This window comes from Glaciecola punicea ACAM 611, from assembly GCF_000252165.1.
GTDB classification, from domain to species: domain Bacteria; phylum Pseudomonadota; class Gammaproteobacteria; order Enterobacterales; family Alteromonadaceae; genus Glaciecola; species Glaciecola punicea.
This window is the reverse complement of the sequence record NZ_BAET01000006.1, coordinates 162,581-181,548: the sequence shown is the minus strand read 5'-3', so window position 1 is coordinate 181,548 and position 18,968 is coordinate 162,581. Positions and strand designations below refer to the sequence as shown.

Annotated in this window: 17 protein-coding genes and 1 tRNA gene; 6 read left to right on the top strand and 12 right to left on the bottom strand. The window is 42.7% G+C overall.

The features are described 5' to 3' along the window. A partial coding sequence (locus GPUN_RS14570; RefSeq protein WP_238528932.1) for a hypothetical protein occupies nucleotides 1-244 on the top strand: 244 nt, incomplete at its 5' end. A gap of 153 nt (nucleotides 245-397) precedes the next feature. Here the strand turns inward: GPUN_RS14570 and GPUN_RS02430 are convergent. From GPUN_RS02430 to GPUN_RS02420, 3 genes are all read right to left on the bottom strand, one after another. Continuing rightward, entirely contained in the window at nucleotides 398-931 is a 534-nt protein-coding gene (locus GPUN_RS02430; protein WP_006003073.1) for a hypothetical protein, read from the bottom strand. A gap of 22 nt (nucleotides 932-953) precedes the next feature. Further along, nucleotides 954-2,201 carry a tyrosine-type recombinase/integrase gene (locus GPUN_RS02425; RefSeq protein WP_006003071.1) on the bottom strand — a complete coding sequence of 416 codons (1,248 nt, stop codon included), beginning with the start codon at nucleotides 2,199-2,201 and terminating at the stop codon, nucleotides 954-956. 185 nt (nucleotides 2,202-2,386) lie between these two features. After that, nucleotides 2,387-2,473, bottom strand: a tRNA-Leu gene (locus GPUN_RS02420). Between the two features lie 191 nt (nucleotides 2,474-2,664). Between GPUN_RS02420 and GPUN_RS02415 the strand changes: the two genes are divergently transcribed. Then, nucleotides 2,665-3,162: an RDD family protein gene (locus tag GPUN_RS02415; protein ID WP_040520090.1), complete on the top strand. Its 498-nt coding sequence runs from the start codon at nucleotides 2,665-2,667 to the stop codon at nucleotides 3,160-3,162. Nucleotides 3,163-3,198: 36 nt separating this feature from the next. On the opposite strand, the gene lptG is transcribed toward GPUN_RS02415, so the two are convergent. Together lptG and lptF are read right to left on the bottom strand one after the other, a co-directional pair. Next, nucleotides 3,199-4,260, bottom strand: coding sequence for an LPS export ABC transporter permease LptG (gene lptG / locus GPUN_RS02410; RefSeq protein ID WP_006003067.1), 1,062 nt, complete (start codon nucleotides 4,258-4,260; stop codon nucleotides 3,199-3,201). After that, nucleotides 4,260-5,369 carry an LPS export ABC transporter permease LptF gene (gene lptF / locus GPUN_RS02405; RefSeq protein WP_006003066.1) on the bottom strand — a complete coding sequence of 370 codons (1,110 nt, stop codon included), beginning with the start codon at nucleotides 5,367-5,369 and terminating at the stop codon, nucleotides 4,260-4,262. The genes lptG and lptF overlap by 1 nt, the downstream gene beginning before the upstream one ends. Before the next feature lie 267 nt (nucleotides 5,370-5,636). Here lptF and pepA point away from each other — a divergent pair, with 267 nt between their 5' ends. The 3 genes from pepA to GPUN_RS02390 all read left to right on the top strand — a co-directional run bounded on the left by pepA (nucleotide 5,637) and on the right by GPUN_RS02390 (nucleotide 10,564). Next, nucleotides 5,637-7,142 carry a leucyl aminopeptidase gene (pepA, locus tag GPUN_RS02400; protein WP_006003063.1) on the top strand — a complete coding sequence of 502 codons (1,506 nt, stop codon included), beginning with the start codon at nucleotides 5,637-5,639 and terminating at the stop codon, nucleotides 7,140-7,142. 57 nt (nucleotides 7,143-7,199) lie between these two features. Beyond that, nucleotides 7,200-7,706 carry a DNA polymerase III subunit chi gene (locus GPUN_RS02395; protein ID WP_006003060.1) on the top strand — a complete coding sequence of 169 codons (507 nt, stop codon included), beginning with the start codon at nucleotides 7,200-7,202 and terminating at the stop codon, nucleotides 7,704-7,706. Between the two features lie 86 nt (nucleotides 7,707-7,792). Next, the gene (locus GPUN_RS02390; protein ID WP_006003059.1) at nucleotides 7,793-10,564 is read left to right on the top strand and encodes a valine--tRNA ligase; all 2,772 of its coding nucleotides are present in this window, start codon (nucleotides 7,793-7,795) and stop codon (nucleotides 10,562-10,564) included. Between the two features lie 8 nt (nucleotides 10,565-10,572). Here the strand turns inward: GPUN_RS02390 and GPUN_RS02385 are convergent, their stop codons facing one another. Further along, nucleotides 10,573-11,508, bottom strand: a complete 936-nt coding sequence (locus GPUN_RS02385) for a LysR family transcriptional regulator (RefSeq protein WP_040520036.1) — start codon at nucleotides 11,506-11,508, stop codon at nucleotides 10,573-10,575. A 185-nt stretch (nucleotides 11,509-11,693) separates the two neighbouring features. Here GPUN_RS02385 and GPUN_RS02380 point away from each other — a divergent pair, with 185 nt between their 5' ends. After that, a complete protein-coding gene (locus GPUN_RS02380; protein ID WP_006003057.1) occupies nucleotides 11,694-13,136 on the top strand; it encodes an NADP-dependent isocitrate dehydrogenase in 1,443 nt (480 codons plus the stop codon). A 112-nt stretch (nucleotides 13,137-13,248) separates the two neighbouring features. Here the strand turns inward: GPUN_RS02380 and GPUN_RS14850 are convergent, their stop codons facing one another. The 6 genes from GPUN_RS14850 to GPUN_RS02355 form a co-directional block, all read right to left on the bottom strand. Further along, on the bottom strand, nucleotides 13,249-13,440 hold the full coding sequence (locus GPUN_RS14850) for a DUF8622 domain-containing protein (protein ID WP_500778374.1): 192 nt from the start codon (nucleotides 13,438-13,440) through the stop codon (nucleotides 13,249-13,251). Nucleotides 13,441-14,001: 561 nt separating this feature from the next. Continuing rightward, complete coding sequence (locus tag GPUN_RS02375; protein WP_006003054.1) at nucleotides 14,002-14,763, bottom strand: MBL fold metallo-hydrolase; 762 nt, start codon at nucleotides 14,761-14,763, stop codon at nucleotides 14,002-14,004. A 33-nt stretch (nucleotides 14,764-14,796) separates the two neighbouring features. Continuing rightward, nucleotides 14,797-15,201, bottom strand: a complete 405-nt coding sequence (rraB, locus tag GPUN_RS02370; RefSeq protein ID WP_006003051.1) for a ribonuclease E inhibitor RraB — start codon at nucleotides 15,199-15,201, stop codon at nucleotides 14,797-14,799. A gap of 27 nt (nucleotides 15,202-15,228) precedes the next feature. Further along, complete coding sequence (locus GPUN_RS02365) at nucleotides 15,229-15,951, bottom strand: 1-acylglycerol-3-phosphate O-acyltransferase (RefSeq protein WP_006003049.1); 723 nt, start codon at nucleotides 15,949-15,951, stop codon at nucleotides 15,229-15,231. A gap of 473 nt (nucleotides 15,952-16,424) precedes the next feature. Then, nucleotides 16,425-17,363, bottom strand: coding sequence for a D-2-hydroxyacid dehydrogenase (locus GPUN_RS02360; protein WP_006003046.1), 939 nt, complete (start codon nucleotides 17,361-17,363; stop codon nucleotides 16,425-16,427). 101 nt (nucleotides 17,364-17,464) lie between these two features. Then, nucleotides 17,465-18,760 (bottom strand): peptidoglycan DD-metalloendopeptidase family protein, encoded by a 1,296-nt coding sequence (locus GPUN_RS02355; protein WP_040520034.1) that lies wholly within the window; start codon nucleotides 18,758-18,760, stop codon nucleotides 17,465-17,467. Nucleotides 18,761-18,968 lie beyond the last annotated feature (208 nt).

The window sequence follows — 18,968 nt, the reverse complement described above, 5'->3', positions numbered from 1 at the left end:
GACGACTGGCAGCTGTGTAGTCTCTGTCTCACTGTCGCCTCCGCCGCAAGCACTAAGTGACAGAATTGCTAGACAGACTAAAAAAAGCTTAAAAGATTTTGAAGCGTTATCAATGCTGGAGCGGGTGGTGAAATTAGCGCAAGTATTATTGATTCGAGTATTTGTCAAAATAAAATATCCTTGTATATTTTTTATAATGATGTGTTCCCAAGGAGTGCAGAGAGAAATTGTAATTTGCATTTAACTTAAGGCAAACCTACTTATAAAAAAGGCATGTCATGTTTGACCATACTCAATTGTCTTAATAGTTCAAATAATTTAGTTATTATTACGCAAGATGCTTTAACCTATCACAATGTAACTATTGTTGGCAATTTTCAATATGCCTTTTTCAGATTCACTCTTTATATATTGTCTTTCCTTTGCTTTTTAAATAATTCGCTCTATAGACCTTAAACGTCTCAATAGGTATGTCAAAATTTGAAGCCATAGTTTCTAGTTTATTTCCCTTTACTCTTTTTAATTTATCGTATTCTTCGAAGCACTTTAAAATCTCAGGCTCTTTTGCTTCATTAAATCTGCCTCTTCTACCGCCAGTTGATTTATGTTTTCGCTCTCTTACCAATAGCACCGCTTTTTTGTTGCGTTCTTTTTCTTCCATAATGACTAGGCCGTTTTCATTTCTTTCAGCTTCATAAGTGGCCGCCTGAAGTGCTTTAAATAAGCTTTCAATAACTAAGCTGGGGTCTTTCGACTTGCCTGCTTTATATTCGTCATAAATAAAAAAACCATCATTAATTAAAGTGCTAATAACATCATCTGCTTTTAAACTTTTCGATTTGTTTTTTGCGTTTAAAAACTTATCAACTATGGGTAAATATTTTCCTAATACCGCGTTGTATTCTTCATCTACTTTTTTTAAATCAGCCATAATGTTTACCTCTTTAAATAGCCTATTCATTAACAAGTCGTAAACCTTTTCTACTATTAGCCAAGCTCATATTGCCAGTAGCGGCTTGCTCTATGTGATTGCTCCACCATTCCATCAATACTCTGCGCCTCTCTAGGTACTGCGCTCTATTGTATGCTTTGCGTATCTTGTTGGTGTCTTGATGTGCCAGCGCGGCTTCTATAATGTCGTCATCAAAGCCCTGTTCATTCAGTGTAGTACTGGCTAATGCTCTCAAGCCATGTGCGACTAGACGACCAGTAAAGCCCATATCACGTAAGGCCTTGTTAGCTGTTTGAGCGTTCACAGATTTTTTAGGGTTTATATGTGACACAAAAACATATTCCCTGTGTCCACTAATAGGGCGCACCGTTTCGATTAGCTTAATAACTTGAGGCGTTAACGGTATTTTATGTTCTTTGTTCATTTTCATCCGTTCGGCTGGTATTGTCCAAAGCATGTTATCTAAATCAAGCTCAGACCATTTAGCCTCTGCTGCCTCTCTTGGCCTTGTCATTGTGTGCAGTTGAAACTCTATTAAGACGCGAGTAACCAGCTTTGCAGATGAATAGTGCAGCGTTTGCATAAGCTCGGTTATTTGTTCAACTAATAAAGTTGGGCGGTTTACTACCTCAATTTTGGGTATCGTGGTTTTGATGCCTGTTAACGGGTTGAACGGTATCAGTCCAGTATTCAGCGCATACGTCATTACGCTGTTCATTGCTCTGGCTGATTTCCTAGCAATCTCGTAACTGCCTCGGCCGCTTATGCGCTTGATTACTTCAATGCCAAGAGGCGCGGTTATCTCTTTAATGGGGTAGTTACCGATTTCGGGGAATATGTCTTTTTCAAAGTACCGCGAGTTCTTCTTATAAGTAGAAGCGGCTAATTTAGCCTTTTCTAGTGCTAACCAGTCTAATGTTACCGCCTTAAAAGTCATCATTGCGTTTTGTTTGCGCTGTAATGCTCTCATGTCTTTGTGTAACTTTGGGTTTATGCCTTGCTTGAGTAATGCGCGGTCTTCTTCTGCTAAAGCTCGTGCTTGCTTCAATTTAACATCGGGATATGAGCCATAACTTAGATTATTTTGTTTTTTCGTGTCAGGGTGTTTGTAATTGAATATCCATTGCTTAGTGCCAGATGGACGTATACGCAAGAATAAGCCGTTACCGTCTCTCAGGGTGTACTCGTTATCTTTAGCCTTTGCTGTGGTCACCTGCATCGAGTTAAGTAGGTCGTCTTTGATTGCCATTAGTTACACTCACATTATTAAAAAAGTTACACAACTTTTCGGGTTTTCATTCTGTGTAACTAATAGTGTAACTTTTTAAAGTGGCCATTAACAAGCGTTAACGAACCTTAGCGAACGTGGTTTTGAGTTAAGTAGTTGTTTTTGTTGGTTTTTTTATGCTTAATGAACGAGACGGAATGGGAGCGTGGTACCAGAGGCCGGACTTGAACCGGCACAGTATTACTACCGGCGGATTTTGAATCCGCTGCGTCTACCAATTTCGCCACTCTGGCATTGAGGGTTTTTCTTGTATTGGTATACCTCTATTGAGGAGGTAAGGAGTATAGCTATATCGTTTATGGTATCAAGTCTTATTTACACCAATGACCATAAAAATGGTGCACCTAGTAATAATTTCATCCTAAGTCGTAACAAGGGTGATAATATAAGGGTAGTTAACAATTATCATTTAGCATTTACCTATATGGACACACCTGATTTACAAAGAGCCGGGTTTTTTAGACGCCTCGCTGCAATGATTTACGACACGCTTATCGCCGTTGCTGTGGGCATGCTATCGGCGCTGGCTATTATTACAATTTTGACAGTGCTGTTTGAAACAGGATTACTGTCTAAGCAAGGTAATGAGCACGTAAGTGTACTCATACAGTCCTCATTTTATTATTCATTAATCATTCAAGTTTGGGTAAGCTTGTGGGTTGCGGGCTTTTTCCTATGGTTTTGGAAGAATGGTGGGCAAACACTGGGTATGCGCGCATGGCGCTTGCGCATTTATAGCGTAAAGGAGGGCACATCTATAGGCTACGGCCGCTTAATAATAAGACTGATTACTTCTTTAGGTGGCTTAGGTACGTTGCTTGTACTTGTTGATTTTAAGTCTAAGCAGTCTTTGCAAGACAGGATAGCAGGTACACAAATGCTTGTGTTGACCACCGCTCAGAACGATCATAAAAATTGGTAGTGTTGTTAACTAAAACAAAATCAGAGCCAATAAGCGTCACCTTCGCAGTAAAAATACTGCCACAGCGGCAAACAGTAAACTAGGCAATACCGCACCTATTGCCGGTTGAATTTGGAACACCAGCGCCACTTGACCAAACATCTCGTTGCTGACAAAAAATCCGAAGCCCGCTAACACGCCCATACCGGTTCGCGCGCCCATGGTAACAGAGCGCAAGGGTCCAAATATAAATGACATTGCCAGCAATAGCATAACGGCTACTGATACAGGCTGGAGTATTTTGCGCCACAGCGCCAGTTCGTAGCGTGCTGAATCTTGTCCATTATTTTGTAAATAATCTATATATTCATTTAAACCAACAATAGACAAAGCCTCGGGTTTGATGGCCACTATGCCTAATTTTTCGGGTGTGATAGAGCTATTCCACTGAAAGCTTTGCATTTGGTTATTTTGAATACGCTGTGGTGTAAACGTTACTTGCTTAACATCGGATAACAGCCAGCTTTCTTGTGTGTATGTAGCTTGTCCTGCACTGATTATTTTGACTAAGTGCAAATTATCATCGAATTTGTAAATATTCACGCCCCGCAGAGCATCACGTTCGAGCACTTGCTCAATACTGACAAAGTCGTTGCCATCCTTTGCCCACGTTAGGGAGTCTGACGACAGCAGGCTGCCTCCAGAAAGCGCTTGGGTTCTTATCTGTTTAGCTTTAGACTCACTGGCAGGCGTTACAAACTCACCTAGTGCCATAATCGCAATAATAATAAGTACGATAGATTTCATTGCGCTTACCGTGATTTTTGTGCGCGACAAGCCCGCCGCCTGCATAACCACCAGTTCGCTGCTTTGCGCTAACAAGCCCATGCCAACTAATGCACCAAGCAGCGTGGCCATGGGTAAGAATAATTCAATTTCACGCGGTAAACTCAGTAACACATAAAGCCCTGCAAGCGTCATGTCATAGTCGCCTTGTCCGACTCTACGGAGTTGTTCAACAAATTTGATTAATGCGCTTAAGCCAATAAGTACCGAAAGGGTTACTGCGATAGAACTGAAAAGTGTGCGCGCAATATATAAATCGATGAGCTTAAACATTATGAGCTTACCTTCTTTTTGCCCAGAAATAGCTGGCGAATAAACGCTCCTGTTTTGCGCTCCCTAGCAATAAGTACCGTGCCCACCACTAACATGACTACGTGCACCCACCATAGGCCAATGTAGCTCGGTAATTTGCCGTCTTCCATAACCCTTCTGCTGGCGAGTAAAAGTAAGAAGTAGCCTAAGTATAGCAGCAGCGCGGGGAGCATTTTACCAAAACGGCCCTGGCGCGGATCGACTGCGCTTAATGGCACGGCAATTAGCACTAAAAACGGCAGCGACAAAGGAATTGCTAAACGCCACTGAAGTTCAGCTTTTGCTTCTATGGTTTCAATTTGTATGAGTTCTAAGGTGGGAATAGCCACCATTTTGCGCCTTTCTTCTTGGGTGTTGGGTTGTTCAATCGTTACGGCGTATTCGTCAAACTGTACAATTTGGTAGTCGTTGGCCGTTGTAGTTCCTTCATACTGCATGCCTTTTTCTAGCACAAGTTGTTGACCGCCCAATGGGCCTTGCGCAATACGACCGCTTTGTGAATAGATCAGATGAATATCGTCTTCATTTTTGCCAGGCTGAGCCACAAAGACTTTGAGTAAGCTCTGATTCGAGCTGTCTAAGTCGTGCACAAAAATAATAGCGTTATCTTCCCCCGTTTCTTGAAACCTACCGGGAATAATAGCTGCTAGGCCAGACTTTGCGGCGGCTTCCTCTTGCAGTTGGTACTCTTGTTCTAATGCCAAAGGTGTTAAATATAGGGTAACGATTGCAGTGACTATTGCGAGTAACAAAGCGGCGAATAATGTAACCCGCACAACGTACCATTCGCTTATGCCACAGGCGCGCAGCACAGTCATTTCGCTGTCTACATAAAGACGACCATGCGCTAGCATAATGCCTAAGAAGAGGCTTAAAGGTAGTACTAAAGAGGCCAGTACTGGGCTATAAAGTGTAATAAAGCCAAGGACTAGGTCGGCTGGTACGTTACCGTCGGTGGCGTCCCCTAATATGCGCACAAAGCGTAAGGTAATGAAAATCGACATTAGTATAAAAAACACAGCTAATTGTGATTTGAAGGTTTCACGTAGTAAATATCGAAAAATTAACATGGATGATAAAAGTCTTTTTCACTAAAATAGCGGTTTTTGATGAAAATCTGGTGTTATTTAAGTAAACTTTGTTTATATAGTAGTTTTGTATGTAACACCGACTATTTTTAGCCAGTTTAACACAAACATTTTTAGCAAGAACAAAAAATTAGACTTTCTTGAGTGAGCACGCTATTTATATTTCGCATAAAAATGCCACTACCGTTTGTTATAAGATGCAGTATAGAAATGTTGCTGGTACAACAATAATAATCCTAAGGGGATAATATGGAATTTGGCGTAAAAAGTGGCAGCCCAGAAAAGCAAAGAAGCGCGTGTGTAGTAGTAGGCGTATTTGAACCAAGAAGGCTTACCACAGCAGCAGAGCAGCTCGATCAAATAAGCGAAGGGTATATTAGTAACCTCATACGCCGCGGCGATTTAGAAGGCAAGGCCGGTCAAATGTTGCTGCTTCATCATGTACCAAACGTATTAAGTGAACGCGTGCTATTAGTTGGCTGCGGCAAAGAACGTGAACTAGACGAACGTCAGTATAAGCAAATAGTAGCTAAAACAATCAAAACACTAAATGAAACGGGTTCTATGGAAGCGGTGAGCTTTTTAACAGAGCTACACGTGAAAGGACGCGACACTTATTGGAAAGTACGCCAAGCAGTTGAGGCAGCTAACGAATCGGTATATAGTTTTTCGCAGTTAAAAACTAAAAAAGGCGAGCCTCGTCGACCTTTGCGTAAAATGATATTCAATGTGTCTACTCGTAAAGATCTGCACCTAGGAGAACGTGCTGTGGTGCATGCTACTGCGGTCAGTAAAGGTGTTAAAGTTGCTAAAGACGTTAGCAACATGCCACCCAATATTTGTAATCCGAAATACTTGAACGAACAATCTGCCGAGCTAGTTAAAAACTACGAGTCATTGTCGCTTAACACCATTGGTGAAGCCGAAATGGAAAAACTGGGTATGCATACTTATCTAGCGGTTGGCCGCGGCTCGCACAACGAGTCGATAATGTCTGTTATTCATCACAAAGGCGGTGCAAAAGGTGAAAAGCCATACGTATTAGTAGGTAAAGGCTTAACTTTTGACAGCGGCGGTATTTCCTTAAAGCCCGGCGAAGCAATGGATGAAATGAAATACGACATGTGCGGCGCATCATCTGTACTGGGCGTGATGCATACCGTGGCCGAACTTAAGCTACCTATCAACATTATTGGTGTGATAGCAGGGTGCGAAAATATGCCTGATGCTAATGCCTATAGACCAGGTGATATACTCACCACAATGTCAGGGCAAACCGTTGAGATTCTCAACACGGACGCCGAAGGTCGTCTTGTATTGTGCGATGCGCTAACGTATGTAGAGCGTTTTGATCCCGAACTAGTCATTGATATTGCGACCTTAACCGGTGCCTGTGTGATCGCGTTGGGTAAACATGCAAGTGCTGTACTAACTCAGCATAACCCGCTTGCGCATGAAATTTTGAATGCATCAGAGCAAAGCGGCGACAGAGCATGGCGATTACCGCTTTGGGAGGAGTACCAAGATCAGATTGACAGCCCGTTTGCTGACATGACGAATTTAGGCGGCAGAGCGGCTGGAGCGATCACCGCCGCTTGTTTCTTAGCGCGATTTACCCGTAAATACACGTGGGCGCACTTAGATATAGCAGGCACTGCATGGTTAAGCGGCGAAAATAAAGGTGCAACGGGCAGACCAGTGCCGATGCTTTCGCAATTTTTGATGAATAAAGCAAATATTGCTACCGACGAATAGGCAATAGGCGCCGGTAGCCTCTGCAAATTCCACATAATAAAAGCGAATCATCTATACATGGCTTTAGTAACCTTTTATGCAATAAGCGAGGCAACCATTAACGCTCATACTCAGACCGATATGCGCGTTAATAGTGCCCAAAATGAGACCGTTAGCGCTGAACTTGCGACTGAATTGGCAATGGCTGCCGATTTACTGAGTGAGTATGTGGTTAGCCGCAAAAAAGTCACCGTGTTGTGCGCTAGTCAAGCTCAAGCCGAATCGTTTGACGACCTCATCTGGCAGTTTCCTGCTAACAAGTTTATTCCTCATAATCTTTATGGGGAAGGCCCCGATATGGGCACGCCTGTAGAAATTATTTGGCACTCTGCTTTTTTGAGTATGTCTAAATTAAGAAATACGGCGGTAGTCATTAACTTATCGCAGCAGTTCATAGAAAATATTAATAACATTAAGCACATTATTGATTTTGTGCCCGTTGACGAAAATGAAAAAGCAAAGGCACGCGAGCGCTATAAGAAATATAAGCAGGCTGGCTGCCAGCTTGAATACAAGAGCGCCTAAATTTTAGAATGCCGTGCTAGCCAATACAAAACAGCTTATTAGTCTTAAGCTTTATTGTCGACTGAACATATTTAAAGAGTACATTGATGGAAAAAACATTTAACCCGCATAAAATAGAGCAAGCCTGTTACCAGCATTGGGAAGAACAAGGTTTATTCACCCCTAGTGGCCAAGGCAAACCTTACTGTATTTTATTGCCGCCTCCCAATGTTACTGGCAATCTACATATGGGCCATGCTTTCCAGCACACTATTATGGATGCTCTTACTCGTTATCATAGAATGAAAGGTGACAACACCTTATGGCAGGTCGGCACCGACCACGCCGGCATAGCTACCCAAATGGTGGTTGAACGCCAACTCAATGCAAATGGTCAAACTCGCCACGATTTAGGCCGCGAAAAGTTTATTGAACGCGTATGGGATTGGAAAGAAGAGTCGGGCGGCAATATAACCCAACAAATGCGCAGGCTTGGCACTTCCCCCGACTGGTCACGCGAAGTATTTACCATGGATGACAGCTTATCCGCGGCGGTCCAAGAAGTTTTTATTACTTTATTTGATGAAGGCCTTATATATCGTGGTAAGCGCTTAGTTAACTGGGACCCAGCCCTATTGACCGCTGTGTCTGACTTAGAAGTCATAAACGAAGAAGAAGACGGCTTCATGTGGCATATGCGCTATCCCTTAAGCGACGGCAGCACTAGCATAGTCGTTGCTACAACCCGTCCCGAAACCATGCTAGGTGATTCTGCCGTGGCCGTTCACCCCGATGATGAGCGCTACGGGGCCTTAATTGGCAAAATGATTACCTTGCCCATCAGCGGCAGGCAAATCCCAATTATTGCCGATGACTACGTAGATCCCGAGTTCGGCACAGGCTGCGTAAAAATTACGCCCGCTCACGACTTCAACGATTACGATATGGGCAAACGCCATGGTTTGGCTATTATCAATATTTTAACCGACGACGCTAAGATTAACGATCAAGCGCCAGCGCAGTACATAGGCTTGGACCGTTTCGATGCCCGCACAAAAATAGTAGAGGCCCTAACTGAACAAGACTTGCTGGTTGACATTAAGCCGCATAAATTAAAGGTGCCGCGGGGCGATCGTTCTGGCGTTATTATTGAACCCTACCTTACCGATCAGTGGTATGTGGCGGTAGAGTCCTTGGCTAAACCCGCTATTGAAGCGGTTGAGTCGGGCGAAATTAAATTTGTACCGGAAAATTGGAATAAAACCTACTACCAGTGGATGAATAATATTCAAGACTGGTGTATTTCGCGTCAGCTGTGGTGGGGACACCGCATACCAGCTTGGTTTGACGAGCAAGGTAAAATTTACGTAGGTAAAAATGAACAAGATGTGCGCGTTAAGCACAAGCTTGATGACTCAGTCAGTTTACGGCAAGACGAAGACGTTCTTGACACGTGGTTTTCCTCAGCTTTATGGCCTTTTGCAACGATGGGGTGGCCAAATAAAACACCAGAGATGGATATTTTTGTGCCTAGCTCGGTGTTGGTGACGGGCTTTGATATTATTTTCTTTTGGGTAGCCAGAATGGTCATGATGACCAAAAAGTTCACGGGCAAAGCACCTTTTAAAGAAATCTATATAACCGGCCTCATACGCGATGAGAACGGTGATAAAATGTCTAAATCAAAGGGCAACGTACTTGACCCTATTGATTTGATAGACGGCATAGAGCTTGAGTCTTTAGTGGCGAAACGTACCAGCGGCTTGATGAATCCCAAAGACGCCAAAAAAATAGAAAAAGCCACACGCAAACAGTTTGCCAACGGTATAGATGCCTATGGCACTGACGCGCTGCGCTTTACTTTCACGTCTATGGCGTCTACGAGTCGCGACATAAATTTTGATATGAGCAGAGTAGAAGGCTATCGCAACTTCTGCAATAAAATTTGGAATGCAACGCGATTTGTTCTGATGAATACCGAAGACTTTGATACTGGCAACACCGGTGGCGAGCTTAAGTTGAGCGTGTTTGACCAATGGATTTGGTCGTCCTTGCAAGACACCGTGCAAAGCGTCGAAACCGCAATTGGGCAGTATCGCTTTGATATTGCTTCGCAGCACTTGTATGAATTCACATGGAATCAGTTTTGTGATTGGTATTTAGAGTTGTCTAAATCGGTACTTAACTCAAGCACTACTAGCGAAGCCGAAAAGCGTGGTACGCGCCATACGCTTATTAATGTGTTAGAACATTTAATGCGGGTGTTACACCCTATAATGCCATTTATAACAGATGAAATTTGGCAAAAAATCAAGCCGCTCTCGGTTAACAACACCGAGGTCAACAGCATTATGTCAGACGTGTTCCCGCAGGTTGATCTAGCGCGCAAGAATAAGCAGGCCGAGGCAGACATAGAATGGGTCAAAGCATTTGTGGTGGGCATAAGAAACATTCGCGGAGAAATGGACATCGCGCCGTCTAAAAAGCTGCCAGTGTTGCTAAACAACACCAGCGAAAATGACAAAGTACGCGTAAAGCAAAGCTTTGAGTATTTAACTTTGTTAGCTAAATTAGCCTCCATTGATATTCTAGCACCAGGTGCAACTCCGCCAGCATCCGCCACAGCCCTTGTGGGAGAAATGGAAATTATGATCCCCATGGCCGGTCTTATCGACAAGGACGCTGAATTAGCCAGACTGAGTAAAGCAGCCGACAAGCTAGCAGTCGATATACAACGCACGCAAGGAAAGTTGGGTAATGAAAACTTCGTAAGCAAAGCGCCTGAGGCGGTGATTGATAAGGAAAAAGCGAAACTAGCGGACGCTAAAATGCAGCTCAAGAAAATTCATGAGCAGGTTGAGGCTATACAGGCTCTGTAGTTTTTACTCTATGGCGCGCCAAGATTTACTTGTTCACTAAGTCCTTGATTTACATGAGCTTGAAAGGCTTTGGCTGCGCTAGAGCTATTTTTACCTTTTGGCAGCACCCAATACCAGCTGTTGGGGATAGGGAAGTCTTCAACTGCTAGTTCAATTAGGTTGCCAGGCGCCATATGATTTAAAGCATGCCGGCTTACTATGGCGATGCCCAACCCGGCCATTACCGATTCTTTTATGGCTTCATTGCTGGCGATGGTAATGGGGTTTTGCATTTTCACATTCTTATTTTTGAAAAACGCCTCAATGGCAAATCGAGTTCCCGAGCCGTTTTCGCGCATAAGCAACCTTTCATAATAGAGTTCATGCCATTTAATATTATGCTTGTCTTTGAGTACATGATCTTGCTTTGCGATCACCACCAGTGGGTTGTGTGTTAAAAATTCAGCCTCAATTTCAAGTTCTCGCGGCGGATTACTAAACACGTATAAATCGTCTAAATTTTGCTTGAGGCGCTGTATTATTTCAGCGCGGTTACCAATTTGAAACTCAGGCTCAATATTCGGATATTGTTCACAAAACTCACCTAACCAATGCGGAATTAAGTATTTCGCGGTGGTAACAACGCTTATACGCAGATGCCCCAGCGACAAACCTGCCCGTTTAGCTAAGCGCGCCTCTAGGTTGTCCATTACCGCAAATAATTTACGCGCAGCATCAAGTACCTCTTGTCCAGTGTCTGTGAGACACATTTTTTTAGATACCAGCTCAAATAACTGACACTCTAGGGATTCGGCCAGCTTGGCAATTTGTGTGGATACTGTTGGCTGAGCCAAATGCAGTGCCTTAGCGGCAAGCGTTACGCTGGCATGATCCGCTACCGCCATGAATATTTCTAATTGGCGAAAGGTGGTTTGTCTTGTATGTAGTCGGCGAGTCCAGTTCATTTATATTTGTTTTTATAGATGTTATGTAGTGTTTAAATAGATTATCGCAAATATATAAAATCATTACAATGCCCGCATTGAGCAATTTACATGTGATTAACAGTACGCGTTCAGTCTCATGGAATTGCGCTATTTATCTAAAAATTTGATTTTCACTAGGTGAATTACCTAAATACGGAGTTATTATGACCCATAAACCTGTTCCTATTACCGTGGCCTACGGCGACGGTATTGGCCCTGAAATTATGCAGGCAACACTAAACGTTCTTGAGGCTGCAGGCGCTAGTATTGCCCCTGAAACGATCGATATTGGCGAGAAAATCTATTTAGGAGGTCAAACAAACGGGATTGAACCAAGCTCATGGGAATCGCTGCGCAGAACCAAAGTATTTTTGAAATCACCTATTACTACGCCTCAAGGCGGTGGCTACAAAAGTTTAAATGTGAGCATGCGCAAAGCTTTAGGCTTATATGCAAATGTACGCCCGTGTATTGCCTACGCGCCTTTTGTTAGCACTAAACACCCTGATATGGATTTGATTATTGTAAGAGAAAATGAGGAGGATTTGTATGCGGGGATCGAGCATCGTCAAACCGAGGAAGTGTTTCAATGTTTAAAGCTAATTACTCGCCCGGGTTGCGAACGTATTGTGCGTTACGCGTTTGAATATGCAAAGCAGCAAAACAGAAAGCGCGTCACTTGCTTTGTGAAAGATAACATTATGAAGCTTACCGATGGCTTGTTTCATCAGATATTTACAGAAATTGCCGCGCAATACCCAGACATACAGAGCGACAGTATGATAGTCGACATAGGCGCGGCGAGAGTGGCCGATACGCCTGAAGATTTTGATGTGCTAGTAATGCCTAATTTGTATGGCGATATTATCTCTGACATAGCGGCGCAAATAGCGGGGTCGGTGGGCATGGCGGGTTCTGCTAACATTGGCGATCAATGCGCAATGTTTGAAGCGATTCATGGCTCAGCCCCTGACATAGCAGGGCGTAATATTGCCAACCCGTCAGCGTTACTACACGGCGCTATTCAAATGCTGGTGCATATTGGGCAGAACGGTGTTGCAGAAAAAATACATCATGCATGGCTAGCTACCTTAGAAGAAGGCCTGCATACCGCTGACATTTATCGGCAAGACCTTAGTAAAAAACGAATGGGTACGATTGAATTTGCAGACGCAGTTATTGCTAGGCTAGGTCAATCTCCAAAGTATTTAACGGCGCCGTCCTATGCCAACAGTAAACCCCTTGTATTGCCTGCGGTAAGGCATAAAGAGCCATGTAAAAAAGAATTAGTCGGCATCGATATCTTCTTGCAGTGGCAAGAAGGTGAGCCAAAGCTACTAGGAGATGATTTAAACAGTTATGGCAGCCCCGAGCTTATATTAAAGCTTATTACTAATCGTGGCGTTAAGGTATGGCCCGAAGGTTTTCCCGAAACGTACTGTGTCGATCACTGGCGCTGTCGTTTTATGTCGTCTAACAATCTGCTTAGCTTCAATGAAGTTCTAGCGTTGCAAACCCGCTTGCATAAAGCAGGCTTTGATGTAGTGAAAACTGAGAACCTTTACACCTTCAACAAAGAGCCTGGTTTTGCTGCCGTTCATGGTTAGTTGAGGCAGTAAGCCCTGCTTTCAGTGATGCTACTTAGTCATCTGTTGAATAGCTCCCAAAAGCTCGCATCTAGCGGGCTTTTGCATTTGTTATCGCTTGAGCGTTAAATAGCTAGTTACGTTTATCTTGTTTCCAAGTGCCGCCATACTGGTATGTAGGCCGAGTTTTTATGCTCTTTTGACATTCACTACACATAAACGCCCATGGTTCTTTATGCTGTATCTTTACCCGGTGCAGCACAGGATCTTCTTTAAGACAATTTTTGCAGCGCTTTAGCGGTCGACTTCTTTGTGACTTGCCCATTATGTTAGTTTTCGTGTCAATTCTTTCCTAAATAATACCAAAAATCAGCATGTGTGTGGCGCAAGTTACATGCCATTAATCATCTACGCATATTTGTTATGCAAATTTATTACTTGCATCAGTGGACAATAGTAGATTGGCGCAAACTGAGATAGCAGATGAGCTTTGCCTGCAAACAGTAATTACCAATTATCAAGAGCTTTTATATATTTTAGCCTTGAATTTGCAGTTCTAGATTTTGCAGCCTCTTTGGAACATAAGTATAAATACCAACTTGAGGCTTTGATGTTGGCTTACCTAATAAATTCCACCTGTCTAGTTTGTTAGGGTTTGCATTGTTTCCATTTAGCTATCATGCGCCTCACTCAATAAACTGGGACCAAGTTCACCTGCTGGCTGACAAAGCCTTATATATGTCCAAAGACGCCAGACGCAAGACTTGGACCGGAATAGTAAGCAAGGCAAAGAGCTTTCCTTTAGCACGCTTAATTCCTTAGTGCCGAGCATTGACAAAGCTATTGAAAGTAGTGATGTTTTGATTCTGCAGCACAAGTCACCAGATTAAGATTGCAAACGTGTCTTAAACAGCTTGCTCTTAATCATTTTTTGAATAGCCAGCTTGTTTGTTTTAGGCTTAAGAGGCGCTTTGCTGAGTAAATATGCAAAATCACTGTCCGTTAAACTAAGTTCGCCAACGTGGGCCATCATAACAGAGCGTGTTTGCAAGGCTTGAAGCTTTAACAAAGATTGCTTATATTGCTTGGGTTTATAGACAGGAAAAGGGGGTGACAGTTTACCTTTAACCCTAACAATAAGATCGGCAATGTATATACGTTTCGAAGGCATGTGCATCACAGACAGGTCTCGGTCGGTGTGACCAGGCGTTTCGAAAACCTGCCATTCCTCAAAACCCGGAATGGTTTGCTGGTCGCTAAGCGCAATGTCAGGTCTTAAATGAGGCGGATACCAAATGTTCTTTTTAGGCCTATTCATTTTACCTGCAACCCACAGCGCTAAAGCTATGTCAATAAGGTGCGCGAGTCGACCTTTTAAGCCTGAATACCACTGCGTTTGCTTGTCACAGCTGACAATTTTGCAGCCCGTTTTATGTCTTAAAAAATGCGCACAACCAGCATGGTCAGGGTGCATGTGAGTGACCACAACAACCTTTAGATCAGACAAGGGCCTTTTTAGAGATCTTTCAAAAAAGTCTGCAAGCGTAGAAAAGTCAGCCTTGGAGCAACCATCAAGCAGCATACATTTGTCAGGGTATTCGACCAAAAATATGTTCTGTATAAACCCTTTTAGGACATGAATTTTCAATATGCTTTACGCTCTTTTTATTTGGCCTAGTGCTTAGATGTCACCATCATACATTTCGTCGTCAAACACATCTTCGTCGTCTATGGCGTCGTCGCCCACGTAATACGTACCCCAACCATCGTAGTGTACTTTGTGTTTTGTGGCAATTAACAACAGTGCATCGATATCTTTATTAAAGGCTGCCAGGTCTAACTTTTTTTCAACGACGGCGTCAAAGCAAAATACTGTGCCGCCGTCGTCTAAAACAAGTTCTTCAGCGTCACCTACTTCAAAGCCTGCTTTAAAAGCATCTACGGCGGCTTTCTCTAGCACATCAAAATCTTTGCTAGCCATATGATGTTCAATGGTGTGTTCTTGTGACAGATCGGTACCGTCTTGTGTTAATGCCTGAATGGTCTCTTCATTAAATTCGTACCACTCTTGCGCTTCATTACTCATTTGACTTTCCTAATTTGATTAATTTACTTATTTACTTAACGATGCTGCTTCTTGGCTTAGCCGTTCAAACGCGCTTTGCATAATAGTCTGAAATTGCTTGGCTGTTTGTTTTGCACTTTTAGAGTGATCAAGCTTAACGGGGTCTAAAGACTCAACAATGACCACGCCGTTATTCCAACGGTTTAACTTTATCTTGCCGTTGTCGAGTTCACTACATACAACGGGGACGATGTCTTTATTTTGCGATAATGCTAGCCTAAAAGCGCCGGTTTTAAACGGCAGTAACCCTTTTCCTCGGCTGCGTGTTCCTTCTGGAAACATCCACACAGAGAGGTTACGCTCGCGCATTTTTTCGCCGGTTAAACTTAAGGTGTCGCGCGCTTTACCAGTGTTTTTCCTATCTATCATTATGTTGCCCGAGAGCCAATAGATTAGGCCGAAAATCGGTACCCACTTTAAACTTTTTTTACCTACCGTGACCACGCCTTTTCTAGCGCCTTGGCTAATAGTGAGTAAATCATAGTTATTTTGATGATTACCTATAAAAACATACGACTGCTGTGTATCAACCTCACTTGAGTCTCTATACACCAAGGTAACGCCAATTAGTTTAGCCATGGTTGAATAGTATTTCCCAGCAACGTGAACGCTGTCGCGATGCATAGGGCGTGCAATAAAATAAATAACTAAGCCTAAATTCATCAAAATAAAATAGATAAATATCACAATAAAACGTACAAAAGCGAGCACTGCGTTTCCTCGAGCATCAATGTACCTTTAATTATACCCGCAAAGATTAAGATAAACACCTTAGCTTTAAATAAACCATCAAATTGGCCAATAAACAGCTATTGAAGTGTAAAAAATGAAGATAATGGTGATATTTATACCTGAAGAATTAGAACATGATATTTTGCACGATCTTAAAGAAGAGATTACTGCCTAAGAGCAGCTTGCTGTAGCCTGTTATATACACGATTTTGGCATGGTCTTTATGCCCGAAGATTTGGTGAAAAAGCAAGACGCGCTAAACTACTGGCGATTATTGATACTTACATAAACCTAAGGCTGGTGGCTAAGCGCAATAAGCCGTAGGGGAGTGAAATTGAAGTTATTATTATCAACAAAGAATACAAGCATTTATTTAGTGCTTAGTAGCTACGCCTATTTAGTAAAGGCATGGCTGATTACCTAAATCAATAGGCTGGCTCAAGGTCTAAGGTTTAATAGCCTAGACTAAAGTCATGCTGATAGTGCAGTGCTTCACCGGCAATATACTTAAGGGCATTTTTTTCAAATACATCAAACACCTTGTTTGCATCAGATATAGCTGCGGTATGGCAGCTTAGGTAGACATTTGGCGCAGTATAGTATGGATGACTAGATGGCAGTGGCTCTTGTTCGTAAACATCAAGCACTGCGGCCTTAAGTCTACCGGTATTAATTGCCTTAATAATGCTGCTCGGCTTGTCCACCACGCTGCCTCTGCCGGCATTAATAAATACGCTCCCTGGCTTCATCTGCGCAAAAAACGTTTCATTGCACAAGCCTATAGTGGCTGGCGTCTCGGGCAATAGGTTACATACAAAATCACAGCTGTCTAGGAACAAACTAAGCTGCTCATAGCGATACATTCTGACACTTTCTACTTGCTTGTCGCTTCTTGAAAGGCCATTCACCTGCATGCCAAATGTTAGCAATCGATTCGCGACTTCCTGACCAATATTGCCCAAACCCATAATTCCAATTTTATATTGTGACAGTGTTTTGCACGACAGCTGTAGCCACTGATTATTTGCTTTTACGTGGCTAAAGTCTTCAATGCGGCGGGTAAAATAGAGCAAGTAACTTAATACATATTCAACCATTTGCAAACCAAATACGCCTTTTACGCCGCTTAAGATGTAGTCTTGTTTGCTGAGTGCTTGAAGCTTATTGTTGCCGGCCCAAGTAGACTGGAGCCAGCCTAAATTTGGGCAATCTTTGATATACCTTGAGGCTAAGTCTGGTTCTGATATAACCACATTGGCAAGCGCTAAAGACTTTTTGCTAGGTACTTGTGATGCGCCAAGTAATGTAAAGTGTTCATGAAGCACTTTGCTGCACTCAAATAGGTCTTCGTATAGTTCCCAATCACGACTTATAATCACTACGTTTTTCATATGGGCCTGCTGTGGTGTTATAAAAGGTTAATTAAGCATTCATCGAAAGTACAGGTAACGAGATGGCTTTGCGTGCCGATAATATTGGTTCACAGCAGTTATTAATTCATCGCTAAGAGAATACGCTTGTGGTTATCGAGCAAGCTTACTTTTTGACTAGCAATTTCCAAAAACTTGGCCTTGTGCGCAGCCTTGATAGGCTCAGCCTTAGGTAAACTCACTGTTTTTGGATTTCTGTGTACGCCGTCCACTAAAAACTCATAGTGTAGATGTGCACCTGTAACCATTCCGGTAGCGCCTAGATAGCCAATAACGTCACCTTGTTTGACAATTTGTCCTAGCTTAACTGCGCGCTTAGTAAAATGTAAGTACTTAGTTTGATAGCGTTCGCCGTGCTGTAAAAAAACATGATGGCCATTAAAACGATCGTACTGCGAGCGAATGACCTTACCATCTCCAGCGGCCAAGACGGGGGTACCTATTTTTGCCACATAATCAACACCTCGATGAGGCTTATAGCGTTTTTGAACAGGGTGAAAGCGTTTCGGATTAAAGTTAGAACTGACGTATTTAAAATTAATTGGCGCGCGTAAGAAGCTTTTACGCATGCTAGCCCCTTGTGGCGTGTAATATTGATTGTCGGTATATCTTATGGCAGTAAAAGTCTCGCCTTGGTTTATAAATTCAGCGGCCGCAATATTGCCGGTGCCAATAAGTTCACCGTCAATATACAGGGCTTCATAGGCAACATTGAAGCTGTCACCGGCTCTAATTTCTTGCGCAAAATCAATATCCCAGCCAAAAATACCAGCTAGCTCCATAATTTGCAGATCGCTAAGGCCGGCTTCAACACCGGCGTTCCAAAAACTACTTTTTATAGAGCCCTGGGAGAAACTCAGCACGGACTCGATTTCTTTCGTTTCGATAGTCGTTTCAAAATCGTTGCCTTTTGCATTTACGAGTAAGGTGTCGATATTTGACAATGGAAACTTCAAACCAAGTAAGTGATTCGCTTCGTTTATACGAAAATAAAGTAAGTCACCAGGTTTGAGGCGCGTAAGTTTTTCTGCCAACTCTCCTGCGCGGCTCACTTTATGGGTTGTCTGCGGACTTAAGGAAAACCGATTAAAAATTTGCGCCAGAGTATCCCCCGATTTTACCTTATAAGAAATATAATCGGTAGTATCGGTGTCGCCAGTATCATTAATGCCTTCAAAGGCAAAGTTTGGTATAGCAACAGGATATTCGATCCCAAGTTCAAGGGTAACCTTGGGTGCACTGCCAGAGGCAGCTACTTCTTCGGCTGGCCAGAATAAAATAACAAGCAGCAAAATAACTAAGCTTAATATGCCCAATCGGTGCGCTTTTGGAAGATGTTTTATTGTATTGTGGATCATACACTCGTAAAATGCTTTAAAATGGAAAACAAGAATATACCGCTTTTAGCCAGTATTCCAGTGAAAAGGTTCAAATTATTCACCTAGTATAGACTAATAGTTAACATTTGTAGCTAATCTTATTTACACGCAGCTAAACTTGTGTAGCACATCTACACTTCATAACAAGCCCTTTTTGTAGGGTTTTGCTTATTTGAAATTGATTATA